Genomic DNA, 20,722 nt, shown 5'->3' with positions numbered 1-20,722 from the left:
CGTCATCGGTACGCGGATCCTGCCGTTACAGGTTCGCGCGGGCGAGCTCTTCGAGGTCCGCGAGCTTCGAGCGCAGGGTTTCTGTGGACACCTGGACGAGCGTCGTTGCCCCGGCACTCTCGATCTGTAGCGCCTCGGCGACCCGCGGATCGGCGTACGCGTCGCGGAGGATCTCCCAGGCCGGGTCATCCTTGTTCTCGTCACGCGTGGCGATCACGTTGATGTACGGCAAGTTCGCCTCGTCGAGCGAGTTGTCGAGGTAGAGCGCGTCGTCGCTCGTGATGTTCTGCGACGGGTCGAAGTACGCGGTTCCGACGACGACGGCCGACAGGCTCGGGTCGTCAAACTGCTGCGGGATCGTCGTCGCCTGAATGGCCACGAGCTCGAGGTTCAGCGGGTTGCTCGTGACGTCGTCGAGCGTCGGGAACTCTCCCGAGTCATCGGCGATTTCAAGAAGACCGGCGGCCTCGAGGATGAACAGGGCACGACCGCCGTTCGACGGGTCGTCGGGAATCGCGATGCGTGCCCCGGCTTCCAGCTCGTCGAGGCTGTCGAGCGTGGCCGAGAAGATTCCCCACTGTGTGATGACGGTCGAGAAGACCGGCGTGAGGTTTTCCTCGTTCTGCACGTTGAAGTTGCTGAGGTACAGAATGTGTTGGAAGGCGTTCGCGTCAACCGAGCCGGCCGCCAGCTCGGTGTTGGGCAGCACCCAGTCCGAGAGGTTCACCCACTCGACGATCAGACCCTTCTCGCGGGCGACCTGCGCGATCGCCGTCTGGAAGTCGGAGTCTTGGCTCGTGGCGATGCGCACCGAGAGGGGCTCGCTGGGCGCGTCAGCGGGCGTTGCTGCTTCGCCGGCTCCGGCGGTGTTTCCACCGAGGGCCGACGCCGCGAACACGACTCCCGCGGCGAGGAGTCCTGCCGCGGCAAGTCCGCCGGCAATGAAGCCGAATCGGCGACGGCCAGCTGAGCGCTCGTCGAGCGTCGCTCTGAGGTCGCTCTGCTGTGGTGTGTCTGGGGTGGACATGATGGTTCCTTTCGGGGTGAAGCGGTGGCTGTGTCCGTCAGTTATGGCAGGCCGGAATCGATTCCCCAAGCGGCGATGTCACGGGTGGAAACGGCGGTTCATGGGCCGTAGCGTGCGGTGACTGAACGTCACGGAGGGCAACATGAAGGTTTGATTGACTAGAGGCCATGAGCTTCGACCTGAGCGACGCGCAGTGGGCCGGCTTCTCGATCGTGGTGCTCGGCATCGTGCTGTTGCTGGCGACCGTCGTCAGACGCTACGTTCCGCTGTTCGCGTCCCTGTTCATCCCGACGTCGGTGATCGCGGGCTTCGTGATTCTGCTGATCGGGCCGCAGCTGCTCGGGGTGTGGACGGACACTGACGGAGCGATCCCGGGCGAGGTGCTGGCGATCTGGGCAACGCTGCCCGGGCTCTTGATCAACGTCGTGTTCGCGGCGGTGATGCTCGGCAAGAAGCTGCCGAAGCCCGCGCAGATCTGGAGAGCCTCGGCGCCGCACGTGATCTTCGGTAGCGCGCTGTCTTTCGGCCAGTTCGCGCTCGGGGCGCTTGCGGTCGCGCTCATCTTGACACCCTTCTTCGGCGTGACCGACCTCGCCGGATCAATCATCGAGTTGTCGTTCGCGGGCGGCCACGGCACGATCGCGGGCATGGGTCCGCTGCTCGCAGAGGCTGGCGCGAGCGAGCTTATCGACCTGGGGCTGGGCCTTGCGACCATCTCGATGGTGACGGGCATCGTCGGCGGCTCGCTGCTCGTGCGCTGGGCGGTGAAGAACCCGAGAATTCAGCTCGCCCGCACGACCCCGTTGACGGGTAAAGAGGCGCACGACCTGAACAACGCGGGCGTCGACCCGAGTGAGCGCGACGCAGAGCCCGACAACCGTGGCATGGGCCCGGTGACGGTCGCCCTCATGTGTATCGCGCTCGCCATCGCCGCCGCGATCGGCCTGTTGGAGGCATTCCGCTTCGTTGCGAACCTGTTCGGGTCGGACGTGTTTGACAGTTTCCCGCTCTTCCCGTTCGCGGTGATCGGTGGCTACCTCGTGCAGCTTGCCGCGACCGCGATCAAGCAAGACCACTTCATTGAGAAGCGCAGCGTCAATGGCATTTCGGCGATCAGCCTCGACGTTCTCATCGCGACCGCGATCGGCACCATGGGCCTCGCGACCCTCGGAGCGAACGTGCCGGTGCTGGTCGTGTTCACGATCCTCGCCGTCGCCTGGAGCGTCATCGCCCTGATCGTCTTCGGTCCGCGCATTCACGGCCGCGACTGGTTCGAGCACGCGATCGCCGATTTCGGGCAGTCGCAGGGCAACGTCGCCACGGGGTTCGTGCTGGCCGACATGGTCGACCCCCAGCGTCGCACGAACGCTGCCAACGCCTACGGCTACAAGCAGCTCGGCTACGAGCCCTTCCTCGGTGGAGGCCTCATCACGGCGTTCTCGGTGCCGCTCATCATCGCGTGGGGGTCGCTGACCTTCGGCCTCGTATCGCTTGGCCTCGCGGTCGGGTTCCTCGCGTGTGGCATGTGGCGGCGCCGGGCGCTCGACCGGGCGGCGTCGCCGCAGGCGGCAGCCCGCGCGTAGGCTCAGCCCATGACAGGCGTGGGCCGGCTCGAGCGCCCGCAGGCCCTCGTCTACCTGGCGGCGATCGCGGCAGGCCTCGCCGTCGGTAGCCTCGCCCCCGCCGCGGGTGCGGCGCTGGGGGTGGCGGTTTCGCCGGCGCTCGCCGTGTTGTTGTTCGTAACGTTTCTGCTGGTGCCGCTCGCGAGCATCCCGGTCGCGTTTCGGGATGCGCGATTTCTGCTGACAGCGTTCGTCGCGAATTTCGTGCTGGTTCCGCTGCTCGTGGCGGGACTGGTGCTGCTCGTGCCCGCCGAGGTGGCCGGGGTGGACGGCGCCCTGGTGGTGCTCGGCATAGTGCTGGTGCTGGTCGTGCCGTGCACGGACTGGTTTCTCACGTTCACGCAGCTGGCGGGCGGCGATACGGCGCGAGCGGTGGCGTTCGCCCCGGTGTCGCTGATCGTGCAGTTGGGGCTGCTGCCGGTGTACGTGTGGCTGATCGCGGGTGGTGCGGGCGGAGCCGATGTGGGCGCGCTTCTCGACGTCGAGCAGGTCGTTGTCACGGTGGTCTTGGTTCTGTTGCTTCCGCTTGTGCTGGCGGCAGTGGTGCAACATCTTCTGGCGCGGCGCAACGCGAGATCGGTTGCGACGACTGCCCGCTTGCCGGTGCCCCTGCTCGCGGTCGTGCTGCTGCTGGTCGCGGCGTCGGAGGTGCCCGCGGTGCTCGATGCGGCCCCGGTGCTGCCCCTGCTCGTCGGAGTGTTCCTCCTTTATCTGCTCGCGGCGGAGGTGCTGGGGGTGGCCGCGGCGCGCGTGGCGCGGCTGCCGCACACCGTCGGCCGCACGCTCGTAATGAGCCTCGCGACCCGCAACTCGTTCGTCGTGTTGCCGATCGCGCTCGCCGTGCCCGAGGGCGGCGGAGTGGTCGCGGTCGTGGTAGTGACGCAGACCTTGGTCGAGCTCGCCGGTGTCGCCGTGTTGGTGCGCGTGCTGCCGAGATTCCTGCCCGCCCCACCATCGACTACTCCGCTGTAGGAATTCCTACACCGAAGCAGTCGCGGCAAAGGATGCGCACTTCCCGCGGCCGTGGCGCGGGTAGCGCCTCACCAGGCGCCCTCCTCACGAGCGATCCCCTTCTCACCGCAGGTTCTGCCGCGGCACGATCACCTTCTTGAGGATCAGCAGGATCGACGCGACGAGCGGCGCCGCGACCAGCGCGCCGAGCAGCCCCAAGAGCGTGGCGCCGATGAATGCGGCGATCAGGACGAGCGCCGACGGAATGCTGATCGCCTTGCCGATGATGCGCGGCGTCAGCACGTACGACTCGACCTGCATGTAGACAATCATCACGACGGCGACGATGAGCGCGCTGACCGGCGACTCGAACAACACGACCACGGTCATCAGGGTCGTGCTGATGACGGGCCCGATGATCGGGATCAGCGTGATGAACAGTGCGAGGAACGCCAAGACGACCGCGTACCGCACGCCGAGAATCGTCAGCAGAATGAACGAGAACGTCGCGTTCAACACGGCGAGCACGATCTGCCCGATGAGGTACTTGCCGATCGAGTCGAAGATTTCCTCCGCCAGCTCGCGGAAGCCGCGGCGCTGCGAGGCCGGCACTAGTTCGTACAGGGCGCCCTTCATCTGGTCGAGCGAGGCCACGAAGTAGAGGGTCATGACGACGACGAAGATGATGCCGAACACCCCGTTGACGATCGACGCCCCGATGGCGAGCGCGCCTCCACCGACGACGAGCCACGTGTTCGGGTCGGCGACCGCGTCGGTCACGAGTGCGAGCAGCGTGGTCAGCGCCCCGCCGAAGTCGGTGTCGAGGTTCACGAACCACGCCTGGTTCTCGATGTCGGTCAGGTACTGCGGCACCGTGGTGATCAGCTCGGTGGCCTGCTCGATCACGATGGGGGTGATGAGCAGCACCATGGTGACGACGATGCCGATGAACCCGGCGAGCACGATGAGGATCGCGCCCGTCTTCGACACCCCGCGGTTCTGCAGCCGGGTCACCACCGGGTAAAGCCCGAGGCTGATGAAGATGGCGAGGAAGATCAGCGTGATCGCGTAGCTGAGCGAGACGACGGCGGCGCCGAGCAGCAGGGCGAGCAGCACGCCGAGGGTGGTGACGAAGCCGAACCGGAACGGTCCGCTGGACAGAATTCCGGTCATCCATTTCGGACGCGGATCGTTCAATGCGGATGCTCGGTCATCGCTCACGAGCATCATTCTGTCGTGCGCGCTGCCGTTTCACGAGGCTTTGGCGGAGGATAGGGGATTCGAACCCCTGAGGGCTTGCACCCAACACGCTTTCCAAGCGTGCGCCATAGGCCACTAGGCGAATCCTCCAGGTGCCGCGCCCGCACATCACACTCGGAATGAGCGCGCGAACCCGACCCGGCGATACTACCGGTAAAGTGGGGGGCGGCTCCTCGCGTGGCGCCATCCAGGCCAACTCCCCCAGGGCGGAAACGCAGCAAGGGTAACCGGGCTCTGGCGGGTGCGCGGGGGGTCCTTTTTGTGCGCGGGCACCCGAGCCATCCGCCCCTAGGTTCTGCCCAGGCCCCTTCCGTAGGCTGGGAGTCAATGGCACGCAACCTGTACATCACGTCCGCCGAGGGCAACTCGGGCAAGTCGACCGTGGCGCTCGGCGTGCTGAACGCGCTGTCGAGCCGCGTGCAGCGAGTCGGGGTGTTCCGGCCCATCGCGCGGGTCAGCGCAGAGAGGGCGGCGGCGACTGCGTCGGGCGTGATCGGCGCCGACTCGGCGGCCAACCGCGACTACGTGCTCGAGACCCTGCTCGCCCACGACGGCGTCGACCTCGACTACGACGAGTGCATCGGCGTGAGCTACGACGAGGTGCACGCCGACCCCGACGCGGCGCTCGCGACGATCGTCGAACGCTACCGCGCCGTCGAGCGTCAGTGCGACGCCGTCGTCATCGTCGGCTCCGACTACACCGATATTTCGACGCCGACCGAGTTCACGGTGAACGCCCGCATCGCCGCGAACCTGGGCGCCCCGGTGGTCTTGGTGATCGGCGGCCGCGCATCCGGCGCCAGCGGCGGGCGGGGCCTCGCCGAGTCGGGCCCGCGCACCCCCGACGAGGTGCGCCGCGCCGCCGAGGCGGCCGTCGCCGAGCTGGCCCACGAGCACGCCACCCTGCTCGCCGTGGTCGCGAACCGCGCCGACGCCGACCGTCTCGACGAGATCAGCGCCGAGCTCGCCACCCTCGCCCCCAACGCCGTGGTCGGCGCGATTCCCGAAGACCGCTACCTGATCGCCCCGACGGTCGCCGCCGTCATGGCCTCCTGCGATGGCGAGCTCGAGCGCGGCGAGGAGGCGCTGCTCCAGCGCGAGGTGTTGGGCGCCGTCGTCGCCGGCATGAGCATGGAGAACGTGCTGCCCCGCCTCACCGAGGGCGCGGTGGTGCTCGTTCCGGGTGACCGCAGCGAGGTGCTGCTGGCGGTGCTGATGGCGCACGCGAGCGAGACGTTCCCGAGTATTGCGGCGATCATCCTGTACGGCGGTTTTGAGACGCCCGACAGCGTGCAGTCGCTGATTGACGGGCTCGACCCGACGCTGCCGATCATCCGCACGCCGTATGGCACCTACGACACGGTGCTGCGCATCACCGAGAGTCGGGGGCGGCTGGCGGCCGACTCGCAGCGCAAGTACGACACGGCGCTGGCGCTGTTCGAGAAGCACTTCGACTCTGACGCGCTGCTCGACCGCGCCGACGTGAGCCGCAGCGACGTGGTGACGCCGCTGATGTTCGAGTACGACCTGCTCGAGCGCGCCCGCAGCGAGCGCAAGCGCATCGTGCTGCCCGAGGGCAACGACGACCGTGTGCTGCGCGCGGCCGCGACGCTGCTGAAGCGCTCGGTCTGCGACATCACGATTCTGGGCGACGAGGTGGATGTTCGGGCGCGCGCTGCCGAGCTCGGCCTCGATCTCGAGGCGGCCGAGATTCTGAGCCCGTACGACACGGAGCTGCGCGAACAGTTCGCGATCGAGTACGCGCGGCTGCGCGCCCACAAGGGCGTCACGGTCGAGTTCGCCCGCGACGTCGTGACCGACGTCAGCTACTTCGGCACGATGATGGTGCACGTCGGGCTCGCCGACGGCATGGTGAGCGGGGCCGCCCACACGACGGCGCACACGATTCGCCCGAGCTTCGAGATCATCAAGACCGACCCGGGCGTGAGCGTCGTGTCGAGTGTGTTCCTGATGTGCCTGGCCGACCGCGTGCTCGTCTACGGCGACTGCGCGGTGGTTCCCGACCCGACGGCCGAGCAACTTGCCGACATCGCGATCTCCAGTGCAGCGACGGCCCAGCAGTTCGCGATCGAGCCGCGCGTGGCGATGCTGTCGTATTCGACGGGGGAGTCGGGCTCGGGCGACGACGTTGAGAAGGTGCGCACGGCGACCGCGTTTGTGCGCGAGCGCCAGCCGCAGCTGCTGGTGGAGGGACCGATTCAGTACGACGCGGCGGCAGAGCCGAGCGTCGCGGCGACGAAGATGCCCGATTCGCCGGTCGCCGGGCGCGCGACGGTGTTCGTCTTCCCCGACCTGAACACCGGCAACAACACCTACAAGGCGGTGCAGCGCTCGGCGGGCGCTGTGGCCATCGGGCCGGTACTGCAGGGCCTGCGCAAGCCGGTCAACGACCTGTCGCGCGGCGCGCTCGTGCAGGACATCGTGAACACGGTCGCGATCACGGCGATTCAGGCGCAGCGCACGCCGCCGCCGGCGACGACGGCGATTCCGGTGATCAGCCGTGACGACGCGGCGGCGGCCGCAGAGGCGGGCGTCACGGGCGAGTCGGCGAACGGAAGCGAGGCCTGATGCGCGTCTTCGTCGTCAACTCGGGCTCGAGCTCGATCAAGTACCAACTGATCGACACGGCATCCGGCGAGCGCGTGCTCGCCGGCACGCTCGAGCGCATCGGCGAGGAGGGCGGCGACGCCCCCGACCACACGAGCGGCATGCGCCAGGTGCTGGATGCTCTCGGTCACGACGCGCAGATCGCTGCGGTCGGTCACCGGGTCGTGCACGGCGGCGCGCGTTTCACGGCGCCGACGCTGATCGACGACGCGGTGGTGGCGGCGATCGACGAGTTGAGCGCGCTGGCGCCGCTGCACAATCCGGCGAACCTGGCGGGCGTGATTGCGGCGCGCACCGTGCTGCCCGATGTGCCGCACGTGGCCGTGTTCGACACGGCGTTTCACCAGTCGATGCCACCGGAGGCGTACACGTACGCGATCGATCGCGCGCTCGCTGAGCGCTACGGGGTGCGCAAGTATGGCTTCCACGGCACGAGTCACCAGTTCGTGGCCGGCCAGGCCGCAGCGGTGTTGGGCCGCCCGCTGGAGGAGCTGAAGCTGATCGTCCTACACCTCGGCAACGGCGCGAGCGTCACGGCGGTCGACGGCGGCCGTTCGATCGACACGTCGATGGGGTTGACCCCCCTGCAGGGCCTGGTGATGGGCACGCGCTCGGGTGACCTCGACCCGGCGGTGCTCGTGCACCTGCACCGCGTGGCGGGCTTGAGCGTCGACGAGATCGATGCGCTGCTGAACAAGCGCAGCGGCCTGCTGGGGCTCACGGGCCGCAGCGACATGCGCGACGTCACGGATGCGGCTGCCGCCGGCGACGAGCTCGCCGAGGCGGCGCTCGCCGTGTGGGCGCACCGCATTCGTCACTATGTGGGCGCGTACCTGGCCCAGTTGGGCGGCCTCGACGCCGTGGTGTTCACGGCGGGGGTGGGCGAAAACGCGCCGGCCCTGCGCGCCCGCGCCCTCGCGGGGCTCGACCACCTGGGTATTCGGGTCGACCGCTTCCTCAACGAGCGCCCCGCGAAGGGTGCCCGCATCATCTCGCCGGCCCTGGAGGGCCCGAAGGTGCTCGTGGTGCCCACCAACGAAGAGTTGGCGATCGCGCGCCAGGCCGCGCAGCTTGTCGCCGGTTGAGCGGCCGGCTTTGTGCTCAACTTCTGCAAGCAACGTCTTGCGTCGCACTTGTGGCTTCCCCCGTGCCGTGAACCGCGTGCCGTGAGCCGCGCTGCTCGCTGAGCCACGCCGAAAGCCTGACCCCTTCCCGGCGACTACTCCGGTGTAGGAGTTCCTACACCGAAGTAGTCACGTGCGGGTCGTGGTGGGTTTCCGGCGAGGTGGCTCAGCCAGCCGAGTCCAGTCGTGTGATCCCATCTGTAAACCCGCCTGCAACCCCGCCTGCAACCCCGCCTACAGCCCGGCGACGACCTCCGCGATCGGCGCGTCTCCCGACACCAACTCGAACTGCGCCCCCACCCCGCGGCCGGTCACGAGCAGCGCGTACAGCACGGCCGCCACGTCGGCCCGCGGGATCGTGCCCGACACGTCGTCGCCGACCTGCACCCGCCCGGTGCCCTCGTCGTCGGTCAGCCCTCCCGGGCGCACGATGGTCCAGTCGAGGTCGTCATGCGCGCGCACGGCGGCATCCGCCTCGCTCTTGGCCCGCAGGTACACCTGGAACACGTCGTCTGAGTCGGGGTCAAACGTGTCTGCTCGCCGGGCCGACACCATCACGTAGCGCCGCACGCCCGCCTGCACGGCGGCGTCGGCCAGCAGGATGGCCCCGCCGCGGTCGAGGGTCAGCTTGCGCGCGGCGCCGCTGCCCTCGCCGGCTCCGGCGGCGAACACGACGGCGTCGGCCCCGGTGATGGCTTCGGCGACGGCGTCATCCCCGTCGTGCTCGAGGTCAACGATGATGGCCCGTGCCCCGTCGCTTTCGACGTCGGCGGCGTGGTCAGCGTTTCGAATGAGTGCCCACGGCTCGTGGCCGTTCGTGCTCAGCAGGCGCGACAGGTGACGCGCGATTTTTCCGTGTCCTCCGGCGATGGCGATTTTCATGCGACCAGACAAACAGTCGGGGCTGGGTGCCGCCTCCACGAGACGGGCCCAGCCCCGATCATCCGAATAGGGATTAATGCGAGCGGATGCTCGCGGTGCGACTACTTTCCGGTGGCCGCTTCGTACGCTTCGACAATATGCGCAGGAATTCGGCCGCGGTCTCCGACGGGGTGGCCGTTGGCGTTCGCCCATTCGCGAATTGCGGAGGTGTTACTTTTCGCTGCACCACCGCGCCTTTTCGTGCCCGCGGAACGCCCCGATGCCCCGCCAGCGCTGGCTCGCCGACCGGCAGCGATGAACGGAGCAAGCGCGTCGGCCAGCTTCTGCTGGTTCGATTCGTTCAAATCGATTTCGTAGTGAGCGCCGTTCAACGAAAAGCGCGTGGTGACGGCGTTATCGCCGAGTTCGGTACCGTCGAGGTCGTCGACGAGAACAATCTTGTGTGCCATGGCGCACACACTAGCGAATGTGAACTATGCGCTGCGCGAAAAGTTTCCTCGTGTGAATAGTCTCGGCGAAATTTAAGTAATTCGCACACCCGCCAGGGTTTCATCACCCTCAATATCGCGCCCCGCTATCCGTACACGGCGGCACTGTCCGGCAGGATTGACCCGTGCGTATTTTGGTGACGGGCGGCTCGGGGTACATCGGCGCGCACGTGTGCCGGCTGTTGCGCGATCGGGGCGACCACGTGGTGGTCGTCGACGACTTTGTGACGGGCATCCGTGATCGGGTGGCCGAGTTTGCGCAACTCGAGCTGTCGCTCGCTGAACCCGGGGCTGCTGACGCGGTCGCCGCGTTTGCCCGCGAGCACGCCGTCGATGCGGTGATTCATTTCGCGGGGCGCAAGCAGGTCGCTGAGTCGGTTGAGCATCCGCTGATGTATTGGCACGACAACGTTGCGGGGCTTGCGGCGGTGCTGGAGGCGTGCGCCGCATCCGGTGTAGAGGCGTTTCTGTTTTCGAGTTCGGCGGCCGTGTACGGGGATGCGTTGGGTCACGTCGCGGAGGGCGCGCCCTGTACCCCGGTGAACCCGTACGGCGCGTCGAAGCTGGCGGGGGAGTGGCTGACGGCTGACGTGGCGCGCGCGAGTGGGCTCAGGGCGACGAGTTTGCGCTACTTCAACGTGGCGGGTGCGGGCTGGCCGGAGCTGGCCGACACGGCCGTGTTGAACCTGGTGCCGATGGTGATGGAGCGGCTCGCGGCAGGTGAGGCTCCGCGCATCTTTGGTGACGACTACGCGACGGTCGACGGCACGTGCGTGCGCGACTTCGTGCACGTGCTCGACCTGGCTGAGGCGCACCTGGCGGCTCTCGACGCGCTTGCGGGCGCTCCCTCCTCGACCCACCACGTGTTCAACGTCGGCACGGGCACGGGCAGCAGCGTGCGCCAGGTGGTCGAGGGTGTGCGCGCTCGCTGGCCGAATTCGGCCCCCGACTCGCCGCCCGTTCCGGCTGCGGTGGTCGAGCCGCGCCGCCCGGGCGACCCGGCCGAGGTGGTCGCCGACCCCTCCCGCATCGCCGAGGCGCTCGGCTGGCGCGCCCGCCGCACCCTCGACGACATCCTCGACTCGGTGGTCGGTGCTTGCGACTAAACGAACGAGCGGCACGAGGGGCGATCTTGCTGCACCACGGTGCACAAAAATGTACATTTCTATGTACTTTGAGTAGTCTTGTGTCATGACCTCAACTGAGCCTCTCACCATCTCCTCGACCGTCGCCGCGCGACGCGGGGTGGGCTTCATCACCACGCAGGCGCAAGAGCGCCCCGTGACGCTGACCAGTCATGGCAAACCTGTTGCCGTGGTGATGTCGGCGGCCGAGCGCGATGAGCAGCGGCGACTTCTGCGTGAGTTGGAGATCACGGTGCTGAGCGCCGCGGCGAATTTGGTGGCTGACCGCTCGACGATGCTGTCCGCCCAGGAGGCGAGAGAACGGCTTCGTGCCTCCCGTTGACTCGTTACCCGACGAGCAGGCCGAGGTCGTCTTCACCGAGCAGAGCATCGATTGGCTGATTGAGAACGTCACTGAGGCCGAGCGTGACGACGTCTCCGACACGATCGTGGGTCTCTTTCGCGCACCACGCGGTAAGCACCCGCTCTCGAACCAGAACGCTACGAACCTTGTCGGGTTCAACACGGTCGAGGCAGCGCGACGCGAGTTCAGAATCATCTACCGGGTGACGGTGACCGACGGCGTCGGTCTCATCGAGATCATCGCGATCGGCCAGCGGCGCGATGGCGAGGTCTATTCCGCCGCCGACGATCTGGTGCGTTCCGGCAAGCTCACCGAGTCAGAGCAAACGCAGATCTGGGATGCGCTGACTCTGCTTGACGAGACAAAGACCCGCCTCGGCCTCGAGCAGTGGGATTACGCGGAAGAGCCTGCCCCGGAAGGCCTCGTGAAGGCGGCGAGCGCCGCCGGCATCGACGAGGAGTTCGCGAGGCTCTTATCGAAAGATGAAATCGTTGCTGCGATGGCCGCCGCATGGGAGGGCGGAACGCTCGACCCGCAAGCTGGCATCGCCGCCGCACTGCGACGGATTGCCACCAGCACAACCCCGGATCGCATTCTGGCTTCTCGCCGCACAGAACGCTGCGGCGTGATGATGCCGAAGCTGGGCAAGCCGTGCGTTCGCGTGAAGGGCCACGCCGGCGCCCACCGCGGCAGCCGCTGACCGCGACCCTCACCCTCGACTGTCATCCTCGACTCGGTGGTCGGTGCTCGCGACTACGCTTGAGCCGTGTCCACCGCCCTGTATCGCCGCTACCGACCCGAGTCGTTCGCCGAGCTGATCGGGCAGGCGCACGTCACCGATCCGCTGATGGCGGCGCTGCGCGGCGACCGGGTCAACCACGCCTACCTGTTCAGCGGCCCGCGCGGCTGCGGCAAGACGACGAGCGCCCGCATTTTGGCGCGCTGTCTGAACTGCGCCGAGGGCCCCACCGACACCCCGTGCGGCACGTGCCCGAGCTGTGTTGAGCTGAGCCGGCAGGGCGGCGGCTCGCTCGACGTGGTCGAGATCGACGCGGCCAGCCACAACGGTGTCGACGACGCCCGCGACCTGCGCGAGCGCGCCGTGTTCGCCCCGGCCCGCGACCGTTTCAAGATCTTCATCCTCGACGAGGCGCACATGGTGACCCCGCAGGGCTTCAACGCGCTGCTGAAGATCGTCGAAGAGCCGCCGCCGCACGTGAAGTTCATTTTCGCGACGACTGAGCCCGAGAAGGTCATCGGCACGATCCGCTCGCGCACGCACCACTACCCGTTCCGCCTGGTGCCGCCCGCGCAGTTGCTCGAGTACGTCGAGCAGCTGGCGGCGAGCGAAAACGTCACCATCGAGGCCGGCGTCATGCCGCTCGTGGTGCGCGCCGGCGGAGGCTCGGTGCGCGACACCCTGTCGCTGCTCGACCAGCTGATCGCCGGCAGCGACGCCGACACGGTTACCTACGAGCGCGCGGTCGCCCTGCTCGGCTACACCCACGGAGCCCTCCTCGACGATGTGGTCACCGCTCTCGCGATGCAGGATGCTGCGGCCGCGTTCCAAGCGGTCGACCGCGTCATCCAGACGGGGCAGGACCCGCGGCGCTTCGTCGACGACCTGCTCGAGCGCTTGCGCGACCTGATCGTCGTGCAGGCCACGAGCGACGGGGCGTCGAGTGTGCTGCGCGGCATCCCGCAAGACGACCTCGAGCGCATGCACACCCAGGCCGCCCACTTCGGCCCGGCACAGCTGAGCCGCGCGGCCGACATCGTCAACCGCGCCCTCACCGAGATGACGGGCGCGACGTCGCCGCGGCTGCACCTCGAGTTGATGACGGCACGCCTGCTGGTGCCCGCCGCCGACGAGCCGGCCCGCGGCGCGCTCGCCCGCGTCGAGGTGCTTGAGCGGCGCGTGGGCGTCGACGGCCCCGTGCCGACGGCGCAGCCTGCGGCCCCGGCAGCAACCCCGGCCACGGCAGCGACCCCGGCCCCGGCAGCGAACCCGGCCCCGGCAGTGGATCAGGCCCCGCAGGCTGCAGCCCCGGCGCCTGCGGCCACCCCCGTCGCCCCGGTGCCCGCTCCCGCGCAGGCCTCCGAGCCGGCCGCCGCGGATGCCGACGCGACGCCCGCGCCCGACAACACCCCCGCGCCGGTCGCGGCCCCGGTCGACATCGAGCGCATGCGGCAGTCGTGGCCGGCCATCCTCGACCGCATCCAGAAGCTCAAGATGTCGTCGTGGACGGTCATCTACACGGCGCTTCCGGCGGAGCTCAATGACGATGTGCTGACGCTGGTGTTCACGAACGAGTCGGATGCGGCGGCGTTCAAGCAGCGCGGCAATCCGGCCGACACGGTGAGCGAGCACGTGCGGCAGGCGATCCTCGGCGAGCTTGGCCTGAAGGTGAAGTTCCTCGTGCGGGTCGATGCGGCACGCGCCCCGCGCTCAGAGACCCCGGCCGCGGCACCGGCCGAGCCGGCTGCCGACCCGGAGCCCTCCCCAGCCCCGCGGCCCGAACCCGACCCGCAGCCGACGCACGCGCCCGAGCCGTCCGCGCGGTCTGCCGAGCCGACCCGTCCCGCTGAGCCGGCGCGCGCCCCTCAGGCGTCCGCGCCGGCGGCCTCGGTGACCGAGTGGGCGGTCGCCGCGATTCCGGGCGCGAGCGCCCCGGCATCGGCCGACGCGCCTCCGCTTGATGACGAGCCCCCGCCTGCCGACGACGATCTCGAGCCCGAACCCGAGAGGGCGCCAGCCGCGCCGCCGCCCCCGTCGGTTCCGCACCCCGCCGAGGCGTCTGGCCGCCAGCGCTACGGCGAGGCCGTCGTGCGCGAGTTGCTCGGCGCACGGTTCATCGCCGAAGAGCCCATCGCCCCCGTCGTCGTCCCGCAGGAGACGCCGCCCGACCCTGAAGGGCTCTGACGCATGTACGACGGCATCATCCAAGACCTGATCGACGAGTTCGGCCGGCTGCCCGGCATCGGCCCGAAGTCGGCCCAGCGCATCGCCTTCCACATCCTTCAGACCGAGTCGTTCGACGTGGCCCGCCTCGCGCAGCTGCTCACCGAGATTCGCGAGAAGGTGCGCTTCTGCGAGGTCTGCGGCAACGTGGCGGAGGAGGCGCAGTGCTCGATCTGTCGCGACCCGCGTCGTAGCCCGACGACCATCTGCGTGGTCGAGGAGGCGAAAGACGTGGTCGCGATCGAGCGCACCCGCGAGTTCCGCGGGCTCTATCACGTGCTCGGCGGCGCGATCAGCCCGATCGATGGCATCGGCCCCGACGATCTGCGCATCGCGCAGCTACTCAGCCGCCTCGGTGACGGCACCGTGACCGAGGTCATCATCGCCACCGACCCCAACCTCGAGGGTGAGGCCACCGCGACCTACCTCACGCGGTTGCTCGTGCAACCCAACCTCACGGTCTCGCGCCTGGCCAGCGGGCTCCCCGTCGGCGGGGACCTCGAATACGCCGACGAGGTCACGCTCGGGCGGGCCTTCGAAGGGCGACGCACGGTCGAGCGATAACGCTGGCCTCTTGGAGCACGCGCGGTATAGACGAGCGAGTGCTCCCCGGTGTGCCACTTGCGGCATTACTTTCAGAGCGCAAAGATAACGACGTGAGCGAACACAACTCCATCGTGCAGACGTCAGACCTTGGGGGCGGCCTCGTAGCGATGCACACGGATGCCGTGACCGTGATCGTGGAGGCCCTTCGCGGCGTTCCGCGGGTGCTGCACTGGGGTGCGAGGGTCGACGCCCTCGGTGACGAGGCGGACTACCTGCGAACACTGGCCAGCGCACAGCGTGGTGCAGACGCTCTCCGCGGCTCGGGGCCGCCCGCAGTGCTGCCCGAGCAAAGTGCTGGGTGGGTGGGCACTCCAGGGTTAGAAGGCCACCGAGACGGCCAGCACTTCTCGACACTATTCGAGGCCGTCGACCACACACTGAGCTTGAGCGCTGAGAGCGGTGCGCGGCTGACAGTGGTGGGCCGAGACAGCACAGCACAGTTGCGCCTCGACACCGTCCTCGAACTCACGGCATCGGGCATCCTGCGGGCGCGAGCCACCGTTACCAATGAGAGCGAGGCCGCTCCCTACACGGTGGACACGGTTCGCGTGACTCTGCCGGTGCCGGTCGAGGCTGACGAGATTCTGGACTTCGTCGGGCGCCACCTTCGTGAGCGCACACCCCAACGTCACCCCTTCGTGGTCGGCACACACAATCGGGAGGGCCGTCGGGGCCGCACGGGCTCGGACGCGGCAACAGTGCTCGCCGCCGGATCCGCGGGGTTCGACTTTGGGTCGGGGGAGGTCTGGGCCGTCCACACCGCGTGGAGCGGCAATCACGTGACGTTCGCCGAGCGGGGGCTCAGCAATAATTCGCGAGTCATCGGCGGTGGCGAGGTGCTTCTTCCAGGTGAGGTCATCCTCGCACCGGGCGAGCATTACGACTCGCCATGGGTCTACGCGGCCTACGGGCGCGGTCTCGATGAGATCGCCGCGAGCTTCCACCGCTACCTGCGCTCGCGCGCGAGCCACCCGACCTCGACTCGACCTGTCGTGCTCAACACTTGGGAGGCGGTCTACTTCCGTCACGACCTCGACGAACTCATCGAACTCGCCCGAGTGGGCGCCGCTGTCGGCGTTGAGCGCTTCGTCCTTGACGACGGTTGGTTCACCGGTCGCCGGGACGACACTCGTGGCTTGGGCGATTGGCAGATCGACACCGAGGTGTGGCCCGACGGGCTCGGCCCGCTCGTGAGCGCGGTGCGGTCGCTAGGCATGCAGTTCGGACTGTGGTTCGAGCCAGAAATGCTCAATGCTGATTCAACGATGGCGCGTGAGCACCCCGACTGGATCCTTGCCCCAGGGGATCGTCTCCCCATTAGCGGTCGAAACCAGCACGTTCTTAATCTGACGCGGCCTGACGCTTTTGCCTCAGTGCTCGAGAGCATGAGCGCAATCATTGATGAACACTCCATCGACTACATCAAGTGGGACCACAATCGCGATCTCGCTGAGCCCGGCGACCAGCACACCGGTCGCGCGGCAGTCCACGAGCAGACAGTGGCGGTCTACGCACTGATGGATGAACTAAAGCGTCGATTTCCCCAGGTCGAGATTGAGTCGTGCTCCTCGGGTGGCGGGCGCGTCGACTTCGAGGTTCTGGAGCGCACCGACCGTGTTTGGGCGAGCGACTGCATTGACCCGCTCGAGCGCCAACTCATTCAGCGCTGGACAGGGCTCCTACTGCCGGCCGAATTGGTCGGATCACACGTCGGCGCCCCCACAGCACACACCACTCGGCGCACTCACTCGCTGGCGTTCCGGTGCGCCACTGCGTTGTTCGGCCACATGGGGATCGAGTGGGACGTGCGGATGGCGTCCGAGGAAGAACGCGAGGAACTGGCCGCGTGGATCAGTTTGTATAAAGACGTGAGACACCTCGTGCACACCGGAACGGCCGTCCACGCTGACTACCCCGACGCGGCCTACTGGGCGCACGGTGTCGTCGCGCCCGACCAGGGCGAGGCGTTGTTCTCATTTGTCGCCATGGAGACAATGGTTGCGACCCAGCCGGGACGCATTCGACTACCCGGCTTGGACCCTGATTCGACGTACCGCATCGAACCGGTGCGGTTGTCGGAGGTGGCGCTCACCAGGACGGCTGATGGTCCACCCTCGTGGTGGTCGACGCCGACGACTGTGAGTGGCGCAACGCTGGCCGCCATCGGGCTGCAAGCACCCATGTTGTACCCGGAACAGGCGCTGGTTTTCCGGCTGGTGCGCGTTACCGCTGGCACCCTTACATAGGCATGACGAGAAAATAGGAGTAGTTCCTTGGGTCATCTGGTCCGTTTCACCTCACCCCGCCGGGCAGAGATTGTCGACTGGGAGGCGCCCGTTCCAGGGCCAGGCGAAGTTCGCATCACGACTCGCTACTCGGGCATCTCTGCTGGCACTGAGCTCACGGCTTATCGAGGCACAAACCCTTACATGAGTCATCGGTGGGATGTGGAGTCGCGACTGTTCGTCGAGGGCGAGCCGACGCACCGCTACCCGCTCGACGGCTGGGGATACGAGGAGGTGGGCGAGGTCACCGACATCGGCGAGGGTGTCGATGCTGCACTTCTCGGCCGCCGCGTTTGGGGCGCGTGGGGTCACCGCACGACGGCAGTTCGCCCGGCCGACTGGGCAAAGGCGCGCCTGATGCCCGATGCCAACGATGATGTTGTGGGCATCTTCGCGAAGATCGGTGCGATCGCCTTGAACGCGGTGCTCGATGCCGATCTGCATGTGGGGGAGACCGTAGCGGTCTTTGGCGCCGGGGTGCCCGGGCAGATTGTGGCTCAGCTGGCGCGGCTCAATGGCGCGCGCGTAGTCGTCGTTGACCTGGTAGAGCAGCGGCGTGACCTCGCACGAAGGTTGGGTGCCCACGAGACGCTCGATCCGCGGCAGACGGACGTCGCGACGAGGCTCAAGGAGCTGACGGATGGCCGTGGCGCTGACGTCGCGATCGAGATCAGTGGCAGTTACCAGGCGTTGCATGATGCGGTGCGCTCTGTCGCCTACAGCTCGCGCGTTGTCGCGGCTGGCTTTTATCAGGCGGGCGGCACGCCGATCAGGCTCGGCGAGGAGTTTCACCACAACCGCGTGGCCATCGTGGGTTCGCAAATTTCGGGCGTCGCTCCGGCATTGCAGCACCGCTGGGACGAGATTCGCATGTCGCAGACCGTCCTCGAGCTGGAGGCGGGCGGGTCGTTGCAGCTCGCTCCCTTAATTTCTCACACGGTGGCCGCTCGCGAGGCTGTGAGCGCGTTCGAGATGCTCGACGCCGCCGATAGCGACGTCCTGCAGGTCGTTCTCGACTATCGCGCGTGATGACGGACGGGCACAGGCGGACGGACACGCGCATCCGGTGGGGAATTCTGGCGACGGGCGGAATCGCCCGGCTCTTTACGCGTGATCTTCTCGCGCATGGGCACGTCGTTTCCGCCGTCGGATCGCGTTCCGATGCTTCTGCTCAGGCGTTCGCGGATGCGCACGACATCGGGCGGGCGCACGGGTCGTACGAGGCTCTCGCCGCGGACGAGCAAGTAGATGTCATCTATGTCGCTACGCCCCCGTCTGAGCATGAAGAGCACGCACTCCTGGCGCTGGCGCACGGCAAGCATGTTCTGCTCGAGAAGCCCTTTACGCTCAATGAGCTTCAAGCACAGAACGTCGTCGACACCGCCCAGCGTCGTGGTCTCACGGTCATGGAGGCGATGTGGACGAGATTCTTGCCCCATATGGCGTACGTGCGCGACCGCATCGCGCGGGGTGACATTGGCACGGTCGCCGCGGTGCACGCCGAACACGCGCAGTTGCTAGAGGTGCCGGATTCGCACCGACTGCGTGACCCGCACCTGGGCGGTGGCGCCTTGCTCGACCTGGGGGTCTACCCGATCTCACTCCTGCACGACATCGTGGGCGAGCCGGTAATGCTCAACAGTCACGCGCAGCTGACATCGACGGGGGTCGATGCAACGGTGGCGACGGTCTCCACTCACGTGGGTGGGGCTATCGGTACCACCCTGTCGTCGATGGTCGCCCCCGGTCGCAACGCTGCCTCGATCACCGGTCATCTGGCCCGCCTGGAGATCGCCGGCACCTGGTACGCGCCGACCACTGTCGAACTCGTCGACCGCAGGGGGCGCACCCTCGATCGGTTCGAGTCCCCGGTGACGGGCAGGGGCATGCAGTTTCAGGCCGTCGAGATGGAACGGTTGATCGAGGGTGGTGATACGTCAAGCGCGCTGATGCCTCCCCGCGACTCGATCGCCGTCATGCGTTCCATGGATCGCGTCCGAGCGTCTATCGGGCTCGTCTACCCGGGTGAGGGCTGACCGGAGAGGGCGTGGTGGTTCCGTGCCCTCGCGAGTTGAGCGATAGTCTCGCTGATGGCGCGGTGGGTTCCGCGGCACGGGAGGGGTGAGCGGTGCAGGTCGAAGCCGATCCGGCCCTGGCGGGGCTCTCCCGCGACGTCGCTATCGACATTCTCGTTCATGGTGCACAGACGCGCTCGAGCGTTGGACGTCGCATGGGAATTTCCGCCGCAACAGTCACCAGGCTTGTGCGCTCGCTTCTGGAGTCGGAGGTCCTCGTCGAAGCGGATGCGCTGCGTACGGCCAGTCGGGGGCGTACGGCGTTCACGCTCGACGTCGTTCCGGAGCGCTATCGGTTTATCGGGGTCAAGCTCACGGCCGATACCGCCTATGCCGTCGTGACGGACCTCCGGGCGACTGTCCTTGACCAGGAAGCCACGCCACTGGAATCGCTCGAGGTGACCGATGTCGTCGCCACCGTGGGTCGCCTGGTCGGCGAACTGAGGGCGCGGGATACGCACGCCGTAACAGCTGTTGGCGTCACGGTGGGTGGCCTTGTGGTGGATGGCGAGGTCGTCGCCGACTCGCCCTTCATGCACTGGCGTGATGTTCCCTTGCGGTCGATGCTGGCTGCCGAATTGGCCTTGCCCGTGCACCTCGACAACGACGTCGTCGGGCTGACGAAGGTGCAGCACTGGTTCGGTGAGGGCACGGGTCACGAAAGTTTTGCGCTCATCACTGTGGGCGCGGGTATCGGGTTTGGTTTGGTGATCAACCACCAGGAGATTCCGACTGGTGTCGCACCCATCAGTCACTACCCCGTGGATCCGGAGGGGCCCGCGTGCCCGTACGGGCACCGCGGGTGCATGACGGCCATGCTGGCGTCAGACTCCATCGCGTCGGCGGTGTCGGAGGCGATCGGGCGCGAGGTGGGTATCGACGAGGCGCTCACTCTCGCCCAGCAGGGCAATCCGGGCGCGCTGGCGGTCGCCAACAGCGCAGCACACGCTCTCGGACGAGCGGCGTCAGCGGTGAGCACGATGACGGGTGTTAGTCGCATCATCCTTTCCGGCGAGGGCGTCGAAATTGCTCACATTGGGGCTGATGGCCTTCGCGCTGGCGTGTCGGAGTACGACACTAGAGAGAGTGATCACCATGACTTGGTGGTCCGCCCGATGACATTCCACGAGTGGGCACGCGGCGCCGCGGTTGTCGCGATCCAGGCCTCCTTTCCTGCCTAGACCGGTTCCTGGCAGCACGCTCTCGCGCCCTTCGCGGGCGCTCGGTCTCATTTACCGAACGTTCACCGACGCATCCCGTCGCGGCCGTTGACATTAATCATTTCGCGGTGCAAAGATTACGGTGACTCGCAAAGGTGCAGGGC

Annotated in this window: 17 protein-coding genes, 1 tRNA gene and 1 other RNA gene; 14 read left to right on the top strand and 5 right to left on the bottom strand. The window is 67.6% G+C overall.

The genetic code is table 11. The features are described 5' to 3' along the window. Nucleotides 1-25: 25 nt before the first annotated feature. Nucleotides 26-1,027: a MetQ/NlpA family ABC transporter substrate-binding protein gene (locus tag EV140_RS06100; RefSeq protein ID WP_130282107.1), complete on the bottom strand. Its 1,002-nt coding sequence runs from the start codon at nt 1,025-1,027 to the stop codon at nt 26-28. Between the two features lie 167 nt (nt 1,028-1,194). Between EV140_RS06100 and EV140_RS06095 the strand changes: the two genes are divergently transcribed. After that, on the top strand, nt 1,195-2,610 hold the full coding sequence (locus EV140_RS06095; RefSeq protein ID WP_130282105.1) for a sodium/glutamate symporter: 1,416 nt from the start codon (nt 1,195-1,197) through the stop codon (nt 2,608-2,610). A 9-nt stretch (nt 2,611-2,619) separates the two neighbouring features. Continuing rightward, nucleotides 2,620-3,621 carry an arsenic resistance protein gene (locus EV140_RS06090; RefSeq protein WP_130282103.1) on the top strand — a complete coding sequence of 334 codons (1,002 nt, stop codon included), beginning with the start codon at nt 2,620-2,622 and terminating at the stop codon, nt 3,619-3,621. 102 nt (nt 3,622-3,723) lie between these two features. On the opposite strand, the gene EV140_RS06085 is transcribed toward EV140_RS06090, so the two are convergent. Then, nucleotides 3,724-4,821: an AI-2E family transporter gene (locus EV140_RS06085; RefSeq protein ID WP_241971325.1), complete on the bottom strand. Its 1,098-nt coding sequence runs from the start codon at nt 4,819-4,821 to the stop codon at nt 3,724-3,726. 41 nt (nt 4,822-4,862) lie between these two features. Next, nucleotides 4,863-4,950, bottom strand: a tRNA-Ser gene (locus EV140_RS06080). 74 nt (nt 4,951-5,024) lie between these two features. On the opposite strand from EV140_RS06080, the gene ffs reads away from it, so the two are divergent. The 3 genes from ffs (at nt 5,025) to EV140_RS06065 (ending at nt 8,573) form a co-directional block, all read left to right on the top strand. Continuing rightward, nucleotides 5,025-5,121, top strand: an RNA gene (gene ffs / locus EV140_RS06075) — signal recognition particle sRNA small type. Nucleotides 5,122-5,187: 66 nt separating this feature from the next. Continuing rightward, nucleotides 5,188-7,449, top strand: a complete 2,262-nt coding sequence (gene pta, locus EV140_RS06070; RefSeq protein WP_130282101.1) for a phosphate acetyltransferase — start codon at nt 5,188-5,190, stop codon at nt 7,447-7,449. Next, nucleotides 7,446-8,573: an acetate/propionate family kinase gene (locus EV140_RS06065; RefSeq protein ID WP_130282099.1), complete on the top strand. Its 1,128-nt coding sequence runs from the start codon at nt 7,446-7,448 to the stop codon at nt 8,571-8,573. The genes pta and EV140_RS06065 overlap by 4 nt, the downstream gene beginning before the upstream one ends. A gap of 273 nt (nt 8,574-8,846) precedes the next feature. On the opposite strand, the gene EV140_RS06060 is transcribed toward EV140_RS06065, so the two are convergent. Continuing rightward, the gene (locus EV140_RS06060) at nt 8,847-9,494 is read right to left on the bottom strand and encodes an SDR family oxidoreductase (protein WP_130282097.1); all 648 of its coding nucleotides are present in this window, start codon (nt 9,492-9,494) and stop codon (nt 8,847-8,849) included. Between the two features lie 101 nt (nt 9,495-9,595). Continuing rightward, nucleotides 9,596-9,943 carry a histone-like nucleoid-structuring protein Lsr2 gene (locus tag EV140_RS06055; RefSeq protein ID WP_130282095.1) on the bottom strand — a complete coding sequence of 116 codons (348 nt, stop codon included), beginning with the start codon at nt 9,941-9,943 and terminating at the stop codon, nt 9,596-9,598. A 164-nt stretch (nt 9,944-10,107) separates the two neighbouring features. Here EV140_RS06055 and galE point away from each other — a divergent pair, with 164 nt between their 5' ends. The 9 genes from galE to EV140_RS06010 all read left to right on the top strand — a co-directional run bounded on the left by galE (nt 10,108) and on the right by EV140_RS06010 (nt 20,579). Then, nucleotides 10,108-11,088 carry a UDP-glucose 4-epimerase GalE gene (gene galE, locus EV140_RS06050; RefSeq protein ID WP_130282093.1) on the top strand — a complete coding sequence of 327 codons (981 nt, stop codon included), beginning with the start codon at nt 10,108-10,110 and terminating at the stop codon, nt 11,086-11,088. 85 nt (nt 11,089-11,173) lie between these two features. Continuing rightward, nucleotides 11,174-11,449, top strand: a complete 276-nt coding sequence (locus EV140_RS06045) for a type II toxin-antitoxin system prevent-host-death family antitoxin (protein ID WP_130282091.1) — start codon at nt 11,174-11,176, stop codon at nt 11,447-11,449. Further along, nucleotides 11,436-12,170: a hypothetical protein gene (locus tag EV140_RS06040; protein ID WP_130282089.1), complete on the top strand. Its 735-nt coding sequence runs from the start codon at nt 11,436-11,438 to the stop codon at nt 12,168-12,170. Before EV140_RS06045 ends, EV140_RS06040 begins: the two co-directional genes overlap by 14 nt. 66 nt (nt 12,171-12,236) lie before the next feature. Further along, nucleotides 12,237-14,393, top strand: coding sequence for a DNA polymerase III subunit gamma and tau (locus EV140_RS06035; protein WP_130282087.1), 2,157 nt, complete (start codon nt 12,237-12,239; stop codon nt 14,391-14,393). A 3-nt stretch (nt 14,394-14,396) separates the two neighbouring features. Continuing rightward, nucleotides 14,397-14,996: a recombination mediator RecR gene (gene recR, locus EV140_RS06030; protein ID WP_130282085.1), complete on the top strand. Its 600-nt coding sequence runs from the start codon at nt 14,397-14,399 to the stop codon at nt 14,994-14,996. Between the two features lie 92 nt (nt 14,997-15,088). Further along, nucleotides 15,089-17,284: an alpha-galactosidase gene (locus tag EV140_RS06025; protein WP_338418540.1), complete on the top strand. Its 2,196-nt coding sequence runs from the start codon at nt 15,089-15,091 to the stop codon at nt 17,282-17,284. Nucleotides 17,285-17,557: 273 nt separating this feature from the next. Further along, nucleotides 17,558-18,352 carry a zinc-dependent alcohol dehydrogenase gene (locus EV140_RS06020; protein WP_241971324.1) on the top strand — a complete coding sequence of 265 codons (795 nt, stop codon included), beginning with the start codon at nt 17,558-17,560 and terminating at the stop codon, nt 18,350-18,352. Continuing rightward, nucleotides 18,352-19,359 (top strand): Gfo/Idh/MocA family protein, encoded by a 1,008-nt coding sequence (locus EV140_RS06015; RefSeq protein WP_130282081.1) that lies wholly within the window; start codon nt 18,352-18,354, stop codon nt 19,357-19,359. Before EV140_RS06020 ends, EV140_RS06015 begins: the two co-directional genes overlap by 1 nt. 194 nt (nt 19,360-19,553) lie before the next feature. Further along, entirely contained in the window at nt 19,554-20,579 is a 1,026-nt protein-coding gene (locus EV140_RS06010; protein WP_130282079.1) for an ROK family protein, read from the top strand. The last annotated feature ends 143 nt before the right edge of the window (nt 20,580-20,722 follow it).

Origin of the sequence: Microcella alkaliphila (genome assembly GCF_004216855.1) — a bacterium.
Lineage (GTDB): Bacteria > Actinomycetota > Actinomycetes > Actinomycetales > Microbacteriaceae > Microcella > Microcella alkaliphila.
The sequence above is the reverse complement of the archived record's forward strand: the minus strand, read 5'-3'. Positions and strand labels throughout refer to the sequence as shown.